This is a genomic window from Peribacillus simplex NBRC 15720 = DSM 1321 (assembly GCF_002243645.1).
Taxonomy (GTDB): domain Bacteria; phylum Bacillota; class Bacilli; order Bacillales; family DSM-1321; genus Peribacillus; species Peribacillus simplex.
Window position 1 is genome coordinate 4,052,243 of sequence record NZ_CP017704.1, and the last position, 20,511, is coordinate 4,072,753.

Here is a 20,511-nt window from a genome sequence, read left to right on the forward strand (position 1 = left end):
CCATGTTCACTTGCATGGATGCCTTTTTGGGAGATTATAAGAAAACAGGCTGTCGGGTTACCCGACAGCCTGTTTTAGTTCAAAAAAGAGTGTCATTCTTCCTCTTCTTCTGCTTTATCCGTGTCTTGCTCTTTATCATTGACTGTGTCTTGATCTTTGTCGGTCTCTGGATTTTCTTTATCTGTATTCTCTTTGCTCTGATCTTTGTCTTGAGCTGGCTCTTTATTTTTATCTATATCCGTTTCTGTTTCTGTTTCTTTATCTGCTTCTTTATCTGTTTCTTTATCTGAACCGTTCTCTTCTTTAGAGTCTGGTTTTTTATCCTCGTTAGCTATTTTATCTTTTCCACGGTCATCTTTACTTTTTGTGGAATCTTCTTTTGAACCAGTCTTTTTAGCGCCGCTTTCAACACGTTGAGAAGAGGATGATTCTTTACCGACTATGTCTACGGCCGTTACATAATAGGAACCGCCTGAGCCGACTTTGTAAACAAGACTCTCCCCAGCATTGATGCTCGCCACTTTTTTGCCGTCTTTATAGACACGATAACCGACGACATCTCCTTCATGATGCAGGCCCCATGTAATCTTATCGTTACTGATCGTTATAGATAGGGGATCGGGTGCTTTGCCATTATCATTCAATTTCGCTTTCGCCCCGACGACATTTCCTGATTTTTCGCCTCCAGGAATCACGGATCCCGGGTCATCGACATATTTCAATCCGATATCTGCAAAAGAATCGGGATTCAACATGAACCCGCCGCTTGTGAATTCGCCAGGCGTTTGCGGAAGGGCTCCGTAGCGTTTGCTGCCGACTGATACATATCGTCCATCTATGAAACTATCATCCGCCTTTGACGGAGCATATTTGGCAATGAATAAATCCGATTTGACAAGCCCGGCCTTTTGGCATGAGCTTGAAGGCAGCAGTCCTGAAACGCCACAGAAGGAACGGCTTACAATTCCGCCCGGCATTTCAAATCGCTTATCGGGGTCGATGAGTTTAGGGTCGACTTTATATGCGGCATTGATCAGATCTGCCCAATAATACATATTACGTTTATTATATTCAAGACCATTATAGGTCCCTTGCAAGGATTTCGGTGTGTCATATCCCAGCCATGTACCGAATGATACATTAGGATTGGTAGCGACGAACCAAGCGTCCCAATAGTTTTGTGAAGTTCCGGTCTTACCTGCCCAATCACTCGAGAAGGCAAGTCGGTTCCTGACCGAAGCGGCCGTCCCGCTGTTTACGACATCACGCATCATATCAAGTGTCAGGTAAGCGGCTTGCGGAGAAAATACTTCCACTGGCTTCGCTTTATGTTCATAGATGACCTCGCCATCTTTCGATACGATTTTATCGATCATATAGGCATCGACGAACTCCCCTGAATTGGCAAATGTACCAAATGCATTGACGTTTTCTTCAACTGTTACACCTTTTGACATAGCTCCCAATGACATGGAAGGATTAGAGTAATCCTCTTTCGTCACTGTTGTAAAGCCCATTTTTTCCAAATAGGAAGCTGGACCTTGGTTGATTATTTTCATGTAAAAGAGCGCTGCCGGGATATTATAGGAATTCTTCAGTGCCTCACGCGCTGTCGTTACTCCCGTATAGCTACCGCCGCCATAGTTTCCTGGACGCCACATTTTTCCTGCTGGAATGGAAATGGGTACGTTGGCTGATACGCTTCCAGGTGAGATCTTTCCTAACTCGATTCCTGGGCCATATACGAGCAGCGGCTTCATCGTTGATCCGTTCGATCGCAGTGATGCGGTTGCATGGTTCGTCTGTTCCCGCTTGAAATCACGGCCACCTACGAAACTGATGATTTTTCCTGTTTTATTTTCGATTAGAATGGCCCCGGCTTCAACGGGCTCACTCACCGTTTTCATTTCTTTTGTATCAGGATCGACGACTTGTGCCGTTTTATCGTATCCGTAATTCGGATAGTTTTTCGTTACTTCCTGCATCTTGTCATAAATCTTTTTATCGATTGTCGTATAAATCTGATAGCCGTTTTGACGCAGCTTACGATCTGCAAGTGCTAGATATTGATCTTTTAAATCATCATTCTTTAAATCTTTCTCTTCATATCCATCTTCTTTTGCAAGACTGACAGATAGAATTTCGATGGAGCGTTTTTCGATTTCATAGGTGAGCCATGGATATTTCTCGGATGGCATCTCCGTTTTACCGATAAAGTCTTTTGTTATGTCGTATGCGTTTGCTTTATCATATTCTTCTTTTGTTATGTATCCGTTACTATACATCCGCTTTAAAACGGTTTTCATCCGGTTGATGCCGGGCTCTTGATTTTCTTTCAGTTTTCCTTTCTGGGTATATGGTGTATAACCGAAAGGGCTTTGCGGCAATCCAGCGATAAAGGCTGATTGGGGCAGTGTTAGATCTTTGGCCTCCACGCCAAAAATACCTTCAGCGGCGGACTCGACACCAGCGATGTTACGGCCTGAAGAGTTTCGTCCCAAAGTGGAGACGTTTAAGTAGGTTTCCAAAATCTCTTCTTTTTCAAAGAACTTTTCGACCCGGAGCGCAAGAAGGATTTCTTTTGCTTTCCGTTCAAATGATACTTCGTTGGTCAGGACCTGGTTTTTAATGAGCTGCTGTGTTAATGTACTTCCTCCCGATTGGACGGTTGCATTCGAAAATTCCTGGTAAACGGCACGCAGGATGGCTTTCGGGACAACCCCGTCATGCTCATAAAAATACTCATCCTCTGTAGCGATGACTGCATTTTTTAGATGCTCGGAAACTTTATCGATGGACACTTCTTCACGCTCAAGGTCACTCTTAAGTTTGCCCAAGTATACTTTATCAGCAAAGTATACTTCAGAGGTCTCTTCATAATTGTAAATGTCTTTTTTCAAATCTTCTTTTGAGCGTACCGGCTCATCATTGACGAGGGCAGCGAAATAGCCGGCCCCGACGCCGCCGGCGAATGAGAATCCTAGAATCCCGACAATAATGAGGATCAGCGTTAAATTCCAAATGACTTGGTATGTAACCCGCGCGTTCTTTTGTGTTTTTTCATTTTGAAAAAAACGGGTCAGCTGCTTCCAGACTGTTAGAAATCTATCTTTTTGATTATTATTCATCGTATCATACCCCCTGAAATCACATATATTATAGCATATAACAGGTAGGGGAAAGGGCATCTTTCTTATTTTTCTAGAATCTGTAAGGGTGATGTTGACAATGATTCTTATGTATGATAAAAGTTTATTAACAATAATAAAATGATTAAATGATCGCGATGATAGGACCCAGTAGTCAGACTATCCCTGTTTCAGAGAGCCGGTGGTTAGTGGAAATCGGTACAAATGGTATGATGAATTACTTCCTTGAGCATTTGCTGTGAAATGATTAGTAGCAGGAAACGGTTGACGGCCGTTATTCGTCTTGAGCGGAGGGCATATTATGTCCTCAAGTTGGGTGGTACCGCGAATTCATTCGTCCCTTCATATTTTATGAAGGGGCGTTTTTGTGTGCTTTTTGCGGGTTTTTCTAAGATAGAGGAGGAATATTTAATGGAATTGCTTAAAGACCTCGAGTGGAGAGGGATTATTTATCAACAAACGAATGAAGAGGGTTTTAAGGACCTTTTAGAAAAAGAAAAAATTTCTTTATACTGTGGTGTAGATCCAACTGCGGATAGTATGCACATCGGACATCTATTGCCATTCTTGACATTGCGCCGTTTCCAGCAGCACGGTCATCGTCCCCTTGTGCTAGTAGGCGGTGCGACTGGACTTATTGGTGATCCAAGCGGTAAAAAAGAGGAACGCCAGCTGCAAACGCTGGAAAAAGTGCTTTATAATGCAGACTGCATAAAAGGGCAGCTATCCCACATCTTTGAATTCGACGGTGAAAATGGTGCGGTCATGGTCAATAACTATGACTGGATAGGTAAAATCGATATGGTTACGTTCTTGCGTGATTACGGGAAATACATCGGCATTAACTACATGCTGGCAAAAGATACGGTTGCTTCCCGCTTGGATACGGGAATTTCCTTTACTGAATTTGCGTACACGATCTTACAAGGAATTGATTTCGGTCATTTATACAGAAATTATGACTGTAAATTGCAAATTGGCGGCAGTGATCAATGGGGCAACATTACGACCGGCCTTGAAATGATCAGGAAATCCAATGATGAGAATGCTAAAGCATTCGGTATGACGATCCCGCTCGTAACGAAAGCGGATGGAACGAAATTCGGTAAAACGGAAGGCGGAGCGATTTGGCTTGACCCGGAAAAGACGACTCCGTATGAATTTTACCAATTCTGGATCAATACAGCCGATGCTGATGTAGTGAAATACCTGAAATTCTTCACATTCCTATCTCGTGAGGTGATTGAAGAGTTAGAGCAATCCGTACAGTCCGAACCGCATTTACGTAAAGCGCAAAAAGCTTTAGGGGAAGAAATGACCCGTTTGATTCATGGTCAGGAAGCTCTTGACCAAGCAATCAAAATCTCTGCCGCCCTATTCAGCGGTGAGGTGAAGAATTTAAGTGCAGCGGAAATCAAATTGGGCTTTAAAGATGTCCCTAGCTTCGAACGTGAAAGCAAGGAAGATATCGGTTTGGTCGATTTAATCGTTGAAGCGAAAATTTCGCCATCAAAGCGTCAAGCCCGTGAAGATATTCAGAATGGGGCAATCTCCATAAATGGGGAGAAAGTGACGGATCTGCAATATGTAGTGACGGAAGCTGCCAAGATTGAAGGGGAGTTCATTCTCGTTCGTCGCGGCAAGAAGAAATACACATTAGTGAAATGATTGTTCAAGGCCCGGCTGAATCCCAGCCGGGCTTTGTCATGCAAGGGTGTTTAGTTGCAAAAAAAAAACCCCATCCAAGGATGGGGTTTTTGAAGTTATTAACGAGAGTAGAACTCAACGATAAGAGCTTCGTTAATTTCAGCAGGCAATTCAGAACGTTCTGGTAAACGAGTGAAAGTACCTTCTAATTTCTCAGCATCGAAAGTAAGGAAATCAGGAACGAAGTTAGTTGCTTCAACTGATTCTTTGATGATTGAGAAGTTGCGTGATTTTTCACGAACTGCGATTGTTTGTCCAAGAGACACTTTGTAAGATGGAATGTCTACGCGGCTTCCGTCTACAGTGATGTGACCGTGGTTAACAAGTTGACGTGCTTGACGACGTGTACGAGCTAAACCAAGACGGTAAACTAGGTTGTCAAGACGTGATTCAAGAAGAATCATGAAGTTTTCACCATGAACACCTTTAAGTTTGCCAGCGCGGTCGAACATTGAACGGAATTGACGTTCAGTGATTCCGTACATGTGACGAAGTTTTTGTTTCTCTTGTAGTTGCATTCCGTATTCAGAAATTTTTCTACGTTGGTTAGGACCATGTTGTCCTGGAGCATAAGGGCGTTTTTCTAATTCTTTACCAGTACCTGTTAGGGAAATTCCTAAACGACGGGATAGTTTCCAGCTTGGGCCAGTATAACGAGCCATAGGATGACTCCTCCTTTAAATGTTTTTATTTTGGTAAAATAAAAACCGTGTGAATGTACGATCATGACCATTTTGTTTTCATGTACCTTCGCCCTAGCAGCAGAGAGTTACGAGATACACCTCTGTATTGAGGAACAAAATGAGAACATAAAGGCTGTCACATAGGCTGCAATATTTTACACAAGGAGTATTGTATAATATTCTGCTCAATGAGTCAAGGACAGTTGTGATTAATTAAGGAATAGATAAAGAGAATCGCAGCAAGGAAATACAATATTTTTTAAAAAAATTTTTTATGGAGGATTTTTCCATTGCAAGCCTTATAATGAGATAATGAATACAAAAATCATGGATGGTTTCCGACATTTCTTGGGAGCCCTTGCCATGGGTGTGGTTCAATTCTGTTTCTTTTGCATCATTTCAAAGTGAAATATCAGAAGGTTCTCTAAAAATGTCAAAAGGGCTGATGAGGCGTAATATATTGCGAAGAATTCAGGAAAGGACCGGGTACATGTACATGGGGTCCTGGAATGGAAAAGGGAGCAGGCAAGGATTGCCGCTCCCTTTAAATTTTATAGATGGTTGGAAAGGATTTCAGCGAACTTTTCAAGTCCTTGCTGATCCATTTCGTCAAAACGGTCCGTGACCGGGCTGTCGATATCGAGGACACCGTACAATTTTCCATCCTTCATGAGCGGTATGACAATTTCAGATCTTGATGCCGCATCGCAGGCGATATGTCCAGGGAATTGATGGACATCCTCTATGCGCAGGGTTTTTTCAGTTGCCGCTGAAGTTCCGCATACGCCCTTGCCCATTGGAATGCGGACACAGGCTGGAAGGCCCTGGAAGGGTCCAAGTATTAATTGGCCTTCTTCGTATAAATAAAAGCCGACCCAGTTAATCTCATCGAGAAACTGATTAAGTAAAGCTGCCGCATTGCTTAAATTGGCTATCTGGTTCGTTTCATCTTCGATTAAGGCAAGTAGTTGTTTTTGGACCAGTTCATAGTTTTTTTCTTTTTTTCCTTGATACATTTCGACATTAAACAAAAGCGTTCACCTGTCTTCCGCATATTTTTACAGCACTTTCTAATCATGATGCTTTATTGTTGGGAAATTGTCGAGAACTTACTAAAGGATTCAGGCTCTTCCGTGCAGAAGTAGTCCACAAGACTTGTCTCAAAGAAAGCGAGGGATTGCCTGAATGAATCGCCAGACGCCAACGAAACAAGCCATTGTGGAAGCTGCATTGCATTTATTTCATTTAAAAGGCTATCATGCTACATCCATACGGGATATTGCGAATAAAGCGAAAGTGAACGCTGCGAATATTGCCTACTATTTCAAGAATAAGCAGGGGTTGCTGGAATTCTGTTTCACTTCCTATTTAGAAGAATATATCCTGGTCCTTGAGACGAACATGACACTGCTGGAACTTAAAGGCCCGCAGCATTGCTTGATGAATCTTGTAAAGGATATTCTCGCTTTCCAGAGGGAAAACTTCCTTGCTGCACGGTTCATATATGGGGAATCATCACTCGATTCCAATTTAAACCGCGAAATTCATTCGACTTATTTTACAAAGGAAAAGTCTTATTTTCAATATGTTTTGGAACAAGGGATCAAGAGCAGGAGTTTCCAGCAGGTCTCCGTACCCATGTATATGCTGCAGTTGAAGGGTTTATTGACGGCCCCTGTCCTGCATACCCATTATGCGATGGATGTGCTTCATGTCTTCCCGCAGGAAGCCTATTACACGAATATTTATGCCAATGAAGTCGGACGTTTTCTGCAAGATACCCTTTTCATCGCCGAAGACCTACAGCCCCTGTTAGCCGGCCGGCCTAAAGTGTATACATGAGTTAACCATTGAACCCTGCAATCAGTGCCTGATGACCCTGACCCAAATCTTTAGCCTGATGGGCATCGGAACCGTAAATAAGCGGAATGCCGAGATCTAAAGCACGCTTTGCAAATCGTTCAGGAGGGTAGGGTTCACCGCATAGCGGCTTTACAAGCCCGGCCCCATTATAATCTAGTTCATACCTTTGAGCCTTGATCATATCGAGAACCTTGTAAACACGCTCGTCAAAACTTGATGCCGGCGGATATCGATGCTGGAATTTATGGACAAGCGTAATATGCCCGATCCGTTTTGGTTTATAAATGCCTAAATCAGTTTCTATTGATTTTTCCAGCGTATCGTAATATTTGGCATACACCGATTCCACTGAACCTAGTTCATTGGCAATCTCACCAAACCCATTTTCGCTGAAATCGATGCAATGCCAACTGTTTTGATGCTTGATGAAGTGGACGGAAAGTATACTATCATCAAGGAATTCTCCGATTTCGTCGAGGAATTCTTTTGTTTCTTTTTCATACCCCTCTATAAAGTCAACCTCCAGACCTGTTTTGATCAGGATTTTGTCTTTATAGCGTTTTTTCAGTACGCGGAGCTCTTGAAAGTAATCCAGGAGCAGGGCAGCGTCCATGCCGCTGTCTTTTTCAGGCGTAGGATCTTGAAAATCTCGTGGCAATGGAGCATGTTCCGTAAATGTGATTTCCTTTAATCCTAGCTCGATTCCCCGCGTAATATATTCATCGAATTTATCCGTAGAGCCGTGAGGGCAAAACGGAGTGTGCACATGACCGTCAGCTTTCATAGTCCTTCCCTCCCAAAAAACAGGTATTTGTAGCAATTTTCTACAAAAAAATCATTTTTCTCGTCAAAAATTATTGCTAACATGGTATCATAAAAGCATTAAATTTAACATTTTTAAAATTGATATAAACGAGCAAGACTGTAAGGACTAGAACAGGGGGCTTACCATGGATTACATAATTGGGGTAATTGTATTAATTTTGATTTTCATCATTTGGGGTTATTTTTTCAAAAAGAGATATTTTAAAGAAATCGATCGACTGGAATCCTGGAAAATAAGCATCACGCACCGCCCCGTGCTGGAAGAGCTTTCTAAAGTCAAACAATTGAATATGACAGGTGAAACAGAGGAAATGTTCGAAAACTGGCGCATTGAATGGGACGCCATCATTACGGATCATATGCCCGAAGTCGAAGAACTTTTATTCGATGCCGAGGAATTCGTAGATAAATACCGTTTCAGCCGTTCAAAAGAGGTACAGCGCAAAATTACAGTCAAGCTGAATGAAATCGAGGAAATGATCAAAAAGATCTTATACGAACTGAATGAACTCGTAGGCAGTGAGGAAAAGAATCGATTGGAAATTGAGGATATCAAAGAGTCCTACCGTCAATTGAAGAAATCCTTGCTTGCACACAGGCATAATTATGGGAAAGCGGCTGATAAGCTGGAAAATTCCTTGGATGAAGTATTGCAGATCCTTCAGAAGTATGAAGAAGAGACGGTGAACGGCAATTATTTGAATGCGAGGGAGCTTGTTCTATCCATTAAGGAAAAATTGGCGGTTCTGTCAGTTAAAATGGAAATGCTCCCTAAATTATTGGTGGATAGCCAATCCGAGCTGCATTCCCAGCTTCATGAATTGAAGGATGGTTATGAGGAGATGTCAGGACAAGGGTATCAGTTGAGCCATATCCAATTCGAGCAGGAAATATCACGGCTTGAGGAGGAACTGGAATTATATAAAACACAATTGGAAAATGCCGAAACGGAAGCCGTGGAAAAAGGCATTAAAGAAATGCGTGAAAGCATTGAGGTGCTTTATGACCTTTTGGAAAAAGAAGTACTTTCAAAACAGTATATCTTGAAAAATGATGAAGTTCTTAGGAAAACGATAAGTGACCTAGAATATGAAAACGATAAACTTAAAGTTGAAACCATACATGTTCAACACACGTATCATCTGACGGAAAATGAGCTCGATGCACAACGGAAAATGGAAAAGCAGATTGCCCAGATTTCGAAACGCCATCAATTGCTCAACTTGAAAATGGAGGATAATGTGATGGCAAGCTCCCTTATCAGCGAAGAGATGCAGGGGCTGGCTGTACAGTTGAAGGAATTACAGGAAAATCAGAAAGACTTTACCGTTAAATTACAGGCTTTACGAAAAGATGAAATGGATGCCAGGGATTCACTGGCCGAATTGAAACGCAAAATGGTCGATACTGGACGCTTAATTGCAAAAAGTAATATTCCAGGTCTTCCAGAAGAGTATAAAGTGGTGCTTCAGGACGCTAAAGAATGCATGGATGACGTTCAGGGGAAACTTGAAGAAAAGCCGCTTGAGATGGCCGCTGTTTATATTTATTTGGAAAAAGCGGTTCAACAGGTGAATAGGGTCCACGAAAAAGCGCAAGAATTGATCGAACATATGTATTTGGCCGAAAAGGTGATCCAATTCGGAAATCGCTATCGAAGCAGTCACGATATGGTTGCCGAGAGCCTAAGGGAAGCGGAAGCCAAATTCCGAAGCTATGAATATCAAGCCGCATTGGAAACGGCAGCCACCGCCATAGAAAAGGTCGACCCAGGCAGTTTACAAAAAATCGGGGCGAACATAGAAGAAGTCCTTTCCTGAAAACCCGCCATGGCGGGTTTTTTTCTTTTACCGGCCCCTGAATAGATAGGTGGGAAGTTAAATCATTCTGCGGGAATTAAAAGAAGCAGGTCTCCTATCATTCATGGACCAGTGTTTTACATTCTCTTTCAAATTCAATTATGTTAATATTAGAAGTTGCAACAGCAACATTGAAACTAATATTTAGTAGAGTGATCATCATAGATACAAAAACATGGAAGGTGAACCCATGATTTATTTTGACAATAGTGCAACAACAAAACCATATCCCGAAGTAATCGAATCATTCATGAAGGTAACTTCGGACTATTTCGGGAACCCCTCTTCACTTCATGGACTTGGGGTGCAATCCGAAAAACTGCTTTCCGCTGCAAGAAAGCAGATCGCTGATTTATTGAAGGTGAAGAGTTCGGAAATATATTTCACTTCCGGGGGGACGGAAGGAAATAATCTTGCCATTAAAGGGGCCGCCCACTCTCAGGGAAATCGCGGCAAACACATAATCACGACAGCGATTGAACATCCTTCTGTAGAAGATGCATGCCAATCATTGACGAAAATGGGTTATGAGATCACATATCTTCCAGTTTACGAATTTGGGCAAATTGATGTAACGGATCTTAAGGATGCATTGAGGGAAGATACCTTTTTGGTTTCCATCATGCATGTTAATAATGAAGTTGGCTCGATACAGCCGATTGTTGAAGTGGGCAAATTGTTAAAACAATACCCAAACGTGCTCTTTCATGTCGATAATGTTCAGGGTACAGGCAAAGTTACGTTATCATTGCGTGATGCCAATGTGGATTTATGTACAATCTCCGGCCACAAGGTGCACGGCTTGAAGGGGACGGGCATCCTTTATGTTCGTGAAGGCGTTCGGGTCGATCCGCTTTTCCATGGTGGCAATCAAGAAACGAAAATCAGGAGCGGCACCGAAAATGTCGCGGGAATCGTCGCCTTATCGAAGGCTTTGCGTATTAGTATGAACAATCAATTGATGTATCATGATAAGCTGCAGCAAATCAAAACTTATTTATATAAAGGTTTGAAGGAAATGGACGGGGTGTTGGTTAACAGTCCCGAAGAGGGTGCACCCCATATTGTGAATTTTTCCGTTCCGGGACTTAAATCCGAGGTATTGCTGCATGCACTTGAATCGGAAGGAATATATGTTTCGACGACTAGTGCCTGTTCTTCGAAAAAAAGGACGATAAGCAAAACGGTGGATGCGATGTTCCATAATTCAGCTCGTTCCGAAAGCGTCATCCGAATCAGTACTACCTATGGCAATGAAATGGAAGAAGCAAAGCAAGTTCTGGCGGCGATACAGAAAATAGTCGCTAATTTAGAAAAAATAATGAGGGTTGCAAAATGAAATTTGATCATATAATTATCCGTTATGGAGAAATCTCCACGAAAAAAAGAAACCGTAAAGGCTTTGTAGAAAAAATGAAGGCACATATCCGCTGGAGTTTAAAAGATATAGAAGGCGTAGTGCTTACAGCCAACCGGGAGCGGATGTACGTACTCCTGAACGGTGCGGACCATAAGCCTGTCATTGACCGATTGAAAGGCATTTTTGGAATTCAGTCATTAAGCCCTGCGATAAAAATAGAGCGTGATCTGGAAGTGATGAAAACGGCAGCATTGTATTACCTTAATCATACTCTTGAAGAGGTAAACACGTTCAAAATCACGACAAAACGCGCGGATAAGGATTTCCCATATAATACCGATGAAATTAACAGGGCGATCGGCGGGCATTTGCTTCGAAATACAGAAGATTTAAAAGTGGATGTAAAGAACCCTGATTTGAACCTGCTAGTGGAAGTGAGACGCGAAGCCGTGTATTTGACAGGTGAAATCATCCAGGGGGCAGGCGGTCTTCCATTCGGGTCAAGCGGAAAGGGGATGCTGATGCTTTCAGGCGGGATTGATAGCCCTGTTGCGGGCTTCCTTTCGATGAAACGGGGATTGGACGTGGAAGCGATCCATTTTTACAGCCCACCGTTCACGAGCGAACGTTCACGTCAAAAGGTCATTGATTTGGCGGGCAAGCTGGCAGAAATAAATGGAAGCATGAAAGTGCATATCGTTCCATTTACGGAAATCCAATTATTGATTCAAAAACAAATCCCGGAAAACTACTCAATGACTACAACTCGTCGTTTAATGATGCGGGTCGCCGATCGAATCCGTGAAAAGGAAGAAGCCATGGCACTGATTACCGGTGAAAGCCTTGGACAGGTTGCAAGCCAGACGATGAGCAGCATGTTTGCCATCAATGAGGTGACGAATACACCAATCCTGCGTCCGCTGATTACCATGGATAAGACAGAAATCATCAAAATTGCAAGAGAGCTTGATACTTTTGAAATATCCAATCTGCCGTATGAGGATTGCTGTACGGTCTTTACGCCGGCAAGCCCAAAAACGAAACCGAAACGTGAAAAAGTCAATTACTATGAAAGCTTCGTCGACTTTGATTCCTTGATTGAAAAAGCAGTCTCCGAAACAGAAGTATTGACAGTTAAACCTGGTCAGACTTTCGATAAGGAAGAAGCGATGGAAGACTTATTTTAATATCCTGTAATTACCAATAAAATAGTGCGAATGAAGCCATGTGTTTTAACACACTCTATAATCACAAGGAGGTGAAAAACACATGGCAAACAACAACAGCTCAAACGAATTATTGGTACCTGGAGTGGAACAAGCTCTACAACAAATGAAATATGAAATCGCTACAGAATTCGGCGTACAACTTGGTGCCGACACAACATCTCGCGCTAACGGTTCAGTTGGTGGAGAAATCACAAAACGCCTTGTTCAAATGGCTGAACAACAATTAGGCGGAGGATTCAACAGATAATTTAATAAATATGGCTACAGAGAGCGGGTTCTAACACCCGCTCTCTTTAAGTTTGCGGATAAAATTCGTGGACAGCCGAATAAAGTGCAGTGCGGTGTATGTCAAAAAAGTGCGTTAACGATCGAATAAGACTTTGTTATACTACATAATCTTTTACTGTTTTATATAATATGAAATCTCGTTAGATTGAAGAAATTTGCAACAATCCTGCCGAATAACTGGCTAGCCGAGACCCCACAGAAACTTGCTTTGATGAGGCCTGGCAGACAGTCGGCGGAAAGGGAGCGGATTTCTGAAATCAACTGAAACGTTTATTAATAAAAAACTGCAGGCAAACTGGCTTTCTTAGAATTTGTCTATTATCGAGGTTCGGAATGGTCTAATGCCGATCCATGATTTTAAAACAAGACTAAATTATCCTTAATGGTTTTTTAGTGTAATTCTTATTGGATTGAAGAAATTTGCGACACTCCTGCCGAATAACTGGCTAGCCGAGACCCCACAGACGCTTGCGTCGAGGAGGCTTGGCAGACAGTCGGCGGAAAGGGAGCGGATTTCTGAAATCAACTGAAACGTTTATTAATAAAAAACTGCAGGCAAACTCACTTTTCTTCGAGTTTGTCTACAGGCTAAAGAGAGCGGGTTCCAACACCCGCTCTCTTTATTTATTTGTAAAAATAAATAGAAATATTAGAGAAGTATCTTGTATAATGAGTAGGTACTAAGAGTTCATAATTGGAGGGGAAGAATATGAAGCGTGAAGACTTATTGGCTCCGGAACATTACAACTTAGTGAGTGAAATGGAACGTTATGCAAAAGATCCAGGTAAAGTTGCCGTACTTTGGGAGAACGAAACCGGAGATAAAAAACAACTTACATATGAGAGTTTATTAAAAAGTGCAAATAAAATTGGAAATGCTTTCAAGAAAAAAGGACTGGGTAAAGGGGATACGGTCCTTATCATAATCCCACGTTTGGTGGAAGCTTATCAAGTGTATTTAGCCGCATTGAAAATTGGCATGATTGTCATACCTTGTTCTGAAATGCTTCGTGCGAAGGACTTGCAGTATCGAGTCAACCATGGTGATGTCAAAGGAATCATCAGTTATCATGAATATACTCATGAATTGAATGAAATAGAAGGAGCGGAAAGCCTCCTGAAATTTTCAATCGGAAAACGAATCGAAAATTGGCTGGATTTGAATGAGCTTGCCGATGAGGAATCCGATCAGCTGACTATGGCCGACACGAAGAGTGCGGATATGGCGTTCTTATCGTATACTTCCGGAACGACAGGAAATCCAAAAGGGGTCGTCCATACACATGGATGGGCTTATGCTCATTTGAAAACGTCTGCTGCAAACTGGCTCGGCATCAGCGAAACGGATGTGGTTTGGGCCACTGCAGGCCCAGGTTGGCAAAAGTGGATCTGGAGTCCTTTCCTGGCGGTTCTGGGAACAGGAGCGACCGGCCTTGCCTATCATGGGAAGTTTGAGGCAAAAAAATATCTGCAACTGCTTCAGGACTATAAAGTGAATGCATTATGCTGCACACCAACCGAGTATCGATTGATTGCAAAGGTGGATAACCTTGATGACTATGATTTATCGCATCTTCATAGTGCTGTATCAGCGGGAGAGCCTTTAAATCAAAAAGTGTTCGAGGTCTTTAAAAACCATTTCCACATTGAAGTGCGTGATGGATATGGACAGACCGAAAATACCCTTTTGGTAGGTGTAACGAAAGGCATGGAAATTAAATTGGGCTCCATGGGCAAACCGACTCCGGGCAACCATGTTGAAATCATTGATGATTCCGGTAAACCTTGTTCTCCTGGCGTAGTGGGGGATATTGCCGTACATGTCGATACACCTGCTCTCTTTAAAGAATATTTTAAAGATCCCGAGCGAACATCACAGCAATTCCGTGGGGACTATTATATCACCGGCGACCAAGCGAAAAAGGATGAGGATGGTTATTTCTGGTTTGAGGGTCGTTCTGATGATATCATCATCAGCTCGGGATATACGATTGGACCGTTTGAAGTGGAAGATGCACTCGTTAAGCATCCATATGTTAAAGAGTGTGCAGTTATCGCAAGTCCTGATGAAATAAGGGGAAATGTGGTCAAGGCATATGTAGTCTTGATGGATGATATCGATCCGAACAGCCAAGACTTAATCAAGACGCTCCAAACGCACGTGAAAGAATTGACTGCCCCATATAAATATCCAAGGAAAATCGAATTTTTAGAAGAGCTGCCCAAAACGACATCGGGTAAAATCAAACGGGTGGATTTACGGAAAAGGGAAGAAGCACTCCTTAACAATTGATTGAAAGCATTACCGTCAGCCCACCCGGCTGGCGTTTTTTTTATAAAAGGGGTTTGGATAAAAGCATAAATATGGGAATTCGTGATATGAGATGGTACACTTACTGCATATCTGCATAGTAACAATCATTTAATAAGGAGTGTAAAGCCGGAATGGGAACGTTATGGTTCAATGGGTCGATTTATACGATGGTTAAAGAAAACGATCAAGTGGAGGCAGTCTTCACTGAAAAGGGGGTAATTGTTGATACCGGCAGCCTGGACTATTTGAAAAATGAATATGCCGGCAATATTTCCAGGGAAATCGACTTAAAAGGACAAACGATGCTGCCAGGGTTAGTGGATAGTCACCTTCATTTGGTCGGGCATGGTGAAAGGCTGCTTCGTTTAGACCTCTCTTTGATGGATAGCAGGGAGTCAATCATGAAATCCTTGAAGGAAAAGTGCTCAAAGACCCCGGCTGGAAAGTGGATTGTGGCCGAAGGGTGGAATGAAAACGAATGGCCGAGTCCTGAATTGATATTACGGGATGAGCTTGACGCGATATCGACCGAACATCCCATCGTATTGAAAAGGATCTGCCGTCATGCCTTGGTGGTCAATTCCCGTGCCCTTTTGGAAGCGGATATTAAAGAAGATATTAAAGAACCTTCAGGCGGGGTGATCTGCCGTTATCCTGACGGACGTTTAAATGGTTTATTTAAAGAAAGTCAGGCGCAGAACCTTATTTTAGACAGTCTTCCCGGCATTGATCAAGAGTATATCGAAAACGCGCTCACAGAGGCCATAGAAGACGCATATAAGCTAGGTTTGACTGGCGGACATACTGAGGACCTCCATTATTACAATGGCTTTATGCCGACATATCAGGCGTTTAAATCAGTGATCGAGGAACGGGGAATGGCCTTTCGTGCCAATTTACTCGTCCATCACGAAGCGTTTGAAGAAATGCTGGCAGCAGGCGGCGGCTATCAGAAAGGTACGCGATATATCAAGTTCGACAGCATGAAGATATTTACCGATGGCTCCTTAGGCGGACGCACAGCCCTGTTGAGCGAGCCTTATGTAGATCAAAAGAATACGAATGGAGTCGCGATATTCACTGAAAACGAGCTTCAGGAATGGGTGAAAAAAGCAAGGGATGCCGGAATGCCGATCGCTGTCCATGCGATTGGCGATCTCGCTTTTGAATACGTCTTGAATGCAATTGAAGCCCTCCCCCCGAAAAAGGGACAGAGGGACCGGCTCATCCATGCGCAGATTGTCCGGCCGGAGCTGTTGAAGCGGGCGGCAAAGCTGCCAGTAATTTTTGATATCCAACCGGGTTTCGTCCCATCCGATTTTCCGTGGGTGGAAGAAAAGGTTCCAGCCAATCTATTGGAGTCCTCTTATGCCTGGAAAACCTATTTGAATTTGGGCATCATTTGTGCGGGCGGGTCTGATGCCCCCATTGAGCCATTGAATCCAATTTTGGGCATTCATGCAGCTGTCACAAGGATGAAAATCAACAGTGAGGACAGTACCGTATATGGCTTGGGTGAAAGGCTTTCCGTTTACGAGGCCTTCGCACTGTATACAAAAGGGAGTGCTGCAGCAATCGGCCAGGAAAAACGTCGCGGTGTGATCATTAAAGGGTACGATGCCGATTTTACTGTGTTTAATCTGGATGTCTTTGCTGCTGCGGCGGATGATCTCCTAAAAGCCGAGGCCGTCATGACGGTCATCGATGACAAAATCATGTATGATAAAAAATAACAGTTGCAAAAAAAGAAGTGGACATACAAAATTGTTAGATGGAATTAGATAAAGGAATGTAAATGGAAAGAAGGCAGGTTATGAAAGTGGATGAACAAAAAGAAGGGGCGATCTATGCAGCCCTTTCTTACATGATGTGGGGAGTCGTGCCGATTTACTGGAAGTTCCTTCAGGGAGTCGGTGCAACGGAAATTTTGGCTCAGAGGGTATTATGGTCTTTCGTGTTCATGCTGGTTTTATTGATGTTCATGAAAAAATGGCAAGCGTTTCTTGATTATGTCAAAAACATAATGGGAAATCCGAAACTCTTTGCGGCATTACTTACTGCGTCACTACTTGTTACAGCTAATTGGGGAGTGTTCATCTGGGCCGTTAACTCTGGACGGATCCTCGACACGAGTCTTGGATATTATATCAATCCGCTAGTCAGTGTACTATTGGGAGTGATAGTCTTAAAAGAAAAATTGAGCGGGGCCCAAATCATTTCCTTCCTGCTTGCAGGAATCGGAGTCTTGATCCTTGGCATTCATTTCGGCACGATCCCGTGGATCTCACTTGTTTTGGCCATGACCTTTGGATTATACGGTCTGGCAAAAAAAATGATCAAGGCCGAATCGGCGATCGGGCTGATGCTCGAAACGATGATGGTAACGCCTCTGGCGCTGGGTTACCTGATATACTTGATGAACCGATCGGAAATGCAATTCTTTACAGCGGGAAGCACTAGCTTGCTGTTGGTGGGCGGCGGGATTGTCACGGCGTTGCCTCTTTTATATTTTGCAAAAGGGGCGGAGAAGATCCCGTTATCGATGCTTGGCATTTTTCAGTATATCGCTCCGACCTTATCTTTATTGATCGGGGTATTCGTCTATCATGAAAGTTTTACCAAAGCACATCTTTTAGCCTTTTTGTTCATATGGTCAGCCTTGGCTGTTTATACACTATCCATAACGAAATGGGGTCAGGCAAGTGCCCGCAGGTTCAAAGGCAAAGGGAAAATTGGTGCGTGAATAAGAAAAAAATGCTTGGGAGATCTCTCCCCAAGCATTTTTTTATGCCGGTATTTAATAAAACGGTTTTACGGCATAGGGAAAATGCCGGGGTCATGAAAGGTAAATCTTCGGACCTATTTCAGAAACAATACAATTGGAAAGGCTGACAGGACTGTGATCGGGCTTTGCACGGGGGATATTTAATTGGAATTGTCTATAGAAGGAACTATCCAGGAAAATGATATGATCTGTCAGGAATGCCGATATGGTGGCGTTCGGCCTTCTATTGCTATTTAATTCATCGATGATTCCCTGTGAACTGGTAATCCCGATCCCATGGCCATAAAAGAGGTTTCTCCCTAATAATATGGCATTTTCACCTTGCCATTCAGGGGTTGCCTCGTCGTGATCAGGGTTTTTGAAGTAAACGCAATCACCTGGCAAATAATCCCTTCCTTGATGAATAATGAGAGCCATATTCTGTGGAGGGCGAAAGTCATATAAAAATAGGTCTGAAAAAAGATAGTCGAAATTCCTAGGGCCGATCAAATCCAAAATGGCCTTTAAAAAAGTGACGACTATCGCTGTCCCGCATTCGAAAGCATAAAGCCTTCCATTTATGAAAATGTCAACGAGTGCAGCATGAGGGAGAATCCCTGGCTGAAGTGTAAAGGTGCCATCCTTTGAAAGGCGCCAATATTGTTTATTGCATTCCGATTCCTCAAGTGTGGAAAATTCTGCATCACTTTTGTCCAAAGCATAAGCTGCCTCAATGACTCGGTTCCTCAGTTGTATCTCGAAATTAAACTCTCCAAAGTTCCGGTATTCAAAAACGTTAGAATCTTCCGCCAGCAATTGGAGAATTTCAAGCGATTTAGCAGATGCTATTCCTGGTTGGATTTGACTGACATCTAACCATTTGTGATTAATCTTTATCATGATCATATCCACCTTTTACTTATGAAATTAAGGGTTTATAAAACCAGTAAACAAAAATGTCTACAGGTAATGCTCATTATATGAATGCCAGCAAAGAAATGACTATTTGGAACGTGTCAGCCACCGTTGCAGCCAAGAATGATTGGAATGAAAAGCGGCAGTATTATTTTGCTTTCAATGATTTTCGTTCCAAGAGTTGTTTTGCTAGATATCATAAAGTGCAAGGAATACCTTTCCAATTAGTGAGAAGAAGCAAATTAGTATTCCTTTTTCCCTATGACTTGATATAATGAGAGAGAAAAGATCATATGTGCGAGAAATGTAGGGGGGCCAGTACTGCTGGCTGAGATTGCGTCCTTTAGATGCTGACTCTTTGAACCTGATCTGGATGATGCCAGCGGAGGGAACATATTATTACTGACTTTCTGTTTTGTATGTTAACGTCCGAATTCATCTTCGGGCGTTTTTTGCTTTTTTATCCAGTATTTGAATAGACCCTGGAGCCCCATTATGGTTCCGTCATATGGATCTTATATGATGTGTAGGAGGATAATAACTTGAATAAATTCTTACCACTGTTAACTTCGTTGTTCCTTTTGGCTGGATGCGGTGCAGGCGGAACTAATGAAAAAGAAGAAGCATCTAAAAATGAAGGAAATGAAGAATTAAAAAAGGTATCGGTCGTGCTTGATTGGACACCGAATACAAACCATACAGGATTGTATGTAGCCAAGGAAAAGGGTTATTTTAAAGAACAAGGTCTTGATGTAGAAATTATCATGCCAGGTGAAGCTGGAGCTGATAAGCTTGTCGCTTCAGGGAAATCTGAATTTGGCGTGAGTTACCAGGAGGGCATTACGCAGGCCCGCGTGCAAGGCGTACCGATTGTTTCGGTAGCTGCCGTCATCCAGCATAATACCTCTGGATTTGCTTCCCCTGAGGCAAAGAACATTAAAACTCCCAAGGATTTTGAAGGGAAAACGTATGGTGGCTGGGGGTCTCCAGTTGAAAAGGCCATTATAGATTCACTCATGAAAAAAGAGAATGCGGATGTAAATAAAGTGGACATAGTCAATACAGGAGACACGGATTTTTTCACTTCGGTTAAAAGGGATATTGATTTTGCCTGGATTTATTATGGATGGACAGGCATTGAGGCTGAGTTGCGAAATGAAAAGCTTAATATGGTTTACTTAACCGAATACTCTGATAAGCTTGATTACTATACGCCTGTTTTGACAACAAATGAAAAAATGATAAAAGAGGATCCCGAGACGGTTAAAGCATTCGTTCATGCAGCATCGAAAGGGTACCAGTTTGCGATTAAGAATCCTGATGATGCTGCAGACATGTTAATTAAGTCTGCACCGGATCTTGATGCAAAACTAGTGAAGAAAAGCCAGGAGTGGCTTGCAGCCAAGTATCAGGATGATGCTCCGCGATGGGGTGAACAAAAGCTTGAAATCTGGAAGAATTACAGTGATTGGATGACTGAAAATAAGCTTCTTGAAGGTGATTTCGATCCTGAAAAGGCATTTACCAATGAATTTTTACCAAAATAGGAGGAAAT

15 protein-coding genes, 1 riboswitch and 1 other annotated feature are annotated in these 20,511 nt (G+C 42.6%); of the genes, 10 read left to right on the top strand and 5 right to left on the bottom strand.

What is annotated here, in order from left to right; translation table 11 throughout:
* Nucleotides 1–92 precede the first annotated feature (92 nt).
* Nucleotides 93–3,128 carry a transglycosylase domain-containing protein gene (locus BS1321_RS19585; RefSeq protein WP_069981687.1) on the bottom strand — a complete coding sequence of 1,012 codons (3,036 nt, stop codon included), beginning with the start codon at nt 3,126–3,128 and terminating at the stop codon, nt 93–95.
* A gap of 149 nt (nt 3,129–3,277) precedes the next feature.
* Nucleotides 3,278–3,494 (top strand) — a binding site (T-box leader).
* Between the two features lie 66 nt (nt 3,495–3,560).
* On the opposite strand from BS1321_RS19585, the gene tyrS reads away from it, so the two are divergent.
* Nucleotides 3,561–4,817 carry a tyrosine--tRNA ligase gene (tyrS, locus tag BS1321_RS19590; protein WP_063232685.1) on the top strand — a complete coding sequence of 419 codons (1,257 nt, stop codon included), beginning with the start codon at nt 3,561–3,563 and terminating at the stop codon, nt 4,815–4,817.
* 98 nt (nt 4,818–4,915) lie between these two features.
* On the opposite strand, the gene rpsD is transcribed toward tyrS, so the two are convergent.
* Together rpsD and BS1321_RS19600 are read right to left on the bottom strand one after the other, a co-directional pair.
* Nucleotides 4,916–5,518, bottom strand: coding sequence for a 30S ribosomal protein S4 (gene rpsD, locus BS1321_RS19595; protein WP_063232686.1), 603 nt, complete (start codon nt 5,516–5,518; stop codon nt 4,916–4,918).
* 572 nt (nt 5,519–6,090) lie between these two features.
* Complete coding sequence (locus tag BS1321_RS19600) at nt 6,091–6,570, bottom strand: GAF domain-containing protein (protein ID WP_063232687.1); 480 nt, start codon at nt 6,568–6,570, stop codon at nt 6,091–6,093.
* Between the two features lie 154 nt (nt 6,571–6,724).
* Between BS1321_RS19600 and refZ the strand changes: the two genes are divergently transcribed.
* A complete protein-coding gene (gene refZ / locus BS1321_RS19605) occupies nt 6,725–7,381 on the top strand; it encodes a forespore capture DNA-binding protein RefZ (protein WP_063232688.1) in 657 nt (218 codons plus the stop codon).
* 1 nt (nt 7,382) lies between these two features.
* On the opposite strand, the gene hisJ is transcribed toward refZ, so the two are convergent.
* Nucleotides 7,383–8,186, bottom strand: a complete 804-nt coding sequence (gene hisJ, locus BS1321_RS19610) for a histidinol-phosphatase HisJ (RefSeq protein WP_063232689.1) — start codon at nt 8,184–8,186, stop codon at nt 7,383–7,385.
* Between the two features lie 166 nt (nt 8,187–8,352).
* On the opposite strand from hisJ, the gene ezrA reads away from it, so the two are divergent.
* The 7 genes from ezrA to rarD all read left to right on the top strand — a co-directional run bounded on the left by ezrA (nt 8,353) and on the right by rarD (nt 18,020).
* The gene (gene ezrA / locus BS1321_RS19615) at nt 8,353–10,047 is read left to right on the top strand and encodes a septation ring formation regulator EzrA (RefSeq protein WP_063232690.1); all 1,695 of its coding nucleotides are present in this window, start codon (nt 8,353–8,355) and stop codon (nt 10,045–10,047) included.
* Nucleotides 10,048–10,276: 229 nt separating this feature from the next.
* Complete coding sequence (locus BS1321_RS19620; protein WP_063232691.1) at nt 10,277–11,425, top strand: cysteine desulfurase family protein; 1,149 nt, start codon at nt 10,277–10,279, stop codon at nt 11,423–11,425.
* Complete coding sequence (thiI, locus tag BS1321_RS19625; protein WP_063232692.1) at nt 11,422–12,633, top strand: tRNA uracil 4-sulfurtransferase ThiI; 1,212 nt, start codon at nt 11,422–11,424, stop codon at nt 12,631–12,633. Before BS1321_RS19620 ends, thiI begins: the two co-directional genes overlap by 4 nt.
* A gap of 82 nt (nt 12,634–12,715) precedes the next feature.
* Complete coding sequence (locus BS1321_RS19630) at nt 12,716–12,922, top strand: alpha/beta-type small acid-soluble spore protein (protein ID WP_034309203.1); 207 nt, start codon at nt 12,716–12,718, stop codon at nt 12,920–12,922.
* Between the two features lie 750 nt (nt 12,923–13,672).
* Entirely contained in the window at nt 13,673–15,256 is a 1,584-nt protein-coding gene (gene mbcS / locus BS1321_RS19635) for an acyl-CoA synthetase MbcS (protein ID WP_063232693.1), read from the top strand.
* A 152-nt stretch (nt 15,257–15,408) separates the two neighbouring features.
* A complete protein-coding gene (locus BS1321_RS19640; protein WP_063232694.1) occupies nt 15,409–17,010 on the top strand; it encodes an amidohydrolase in 1,602 nt (533 codons plus the stop codon).
* 80 nt (nt 17,011–17,090) lie between these two features.
* On the top strand, nt 17,091–18,020 hold the full coding sequence (rarD, locus tag BS1321_RS19645) for an EamA family transporter RarD (RefSeq protein WP_063232695.1): 930 nt from the start codon (nt 17,091–17,093) through the stop codon (nt 18,018–18,020).
* 93 nt (nt 18,021–18,113) lie between these two features.
* Here rarD and BS1321_RS19650 read toward each other — a convergent pair whose 3' ends face one another.
* Complete coding sequence (locus BS1321_RS19650) at nt 18,114–18,941, bottom strand: protein-glutamine gamma-glutamyltransferase (RefSeq protein ID WP_069981688.1); 828 nt, start codon at nt 18,939–18,941, stop codon at nt 18,114–18,116.
* Between the two features lie 313 nt (nt 18,942–19,254).
* Nucleotides 19,255–19,364, top strand: a riboswitch (TPP riboswitch).
* A gap of 134 nt (nt 19,365–19,498) precedes the next feature.
* On the opposite strand from BS1321_RS19650, the gene BS1321_RS19655 reads away from it, so the two are divergent.
* Nucleotides 19,499–20,503, top strand: coding sequence for an ABC transporter substrate-binding protein (locus BS1321_RS19655; RefSeq protein ID WP_063232696.1), 1,005 nt, complete (start codon nt 19,499–19,501; stop codon nt 20,501–20,503).
* Nucleotides 20,504–20,511: the final 8 nt, after the last annotated feature.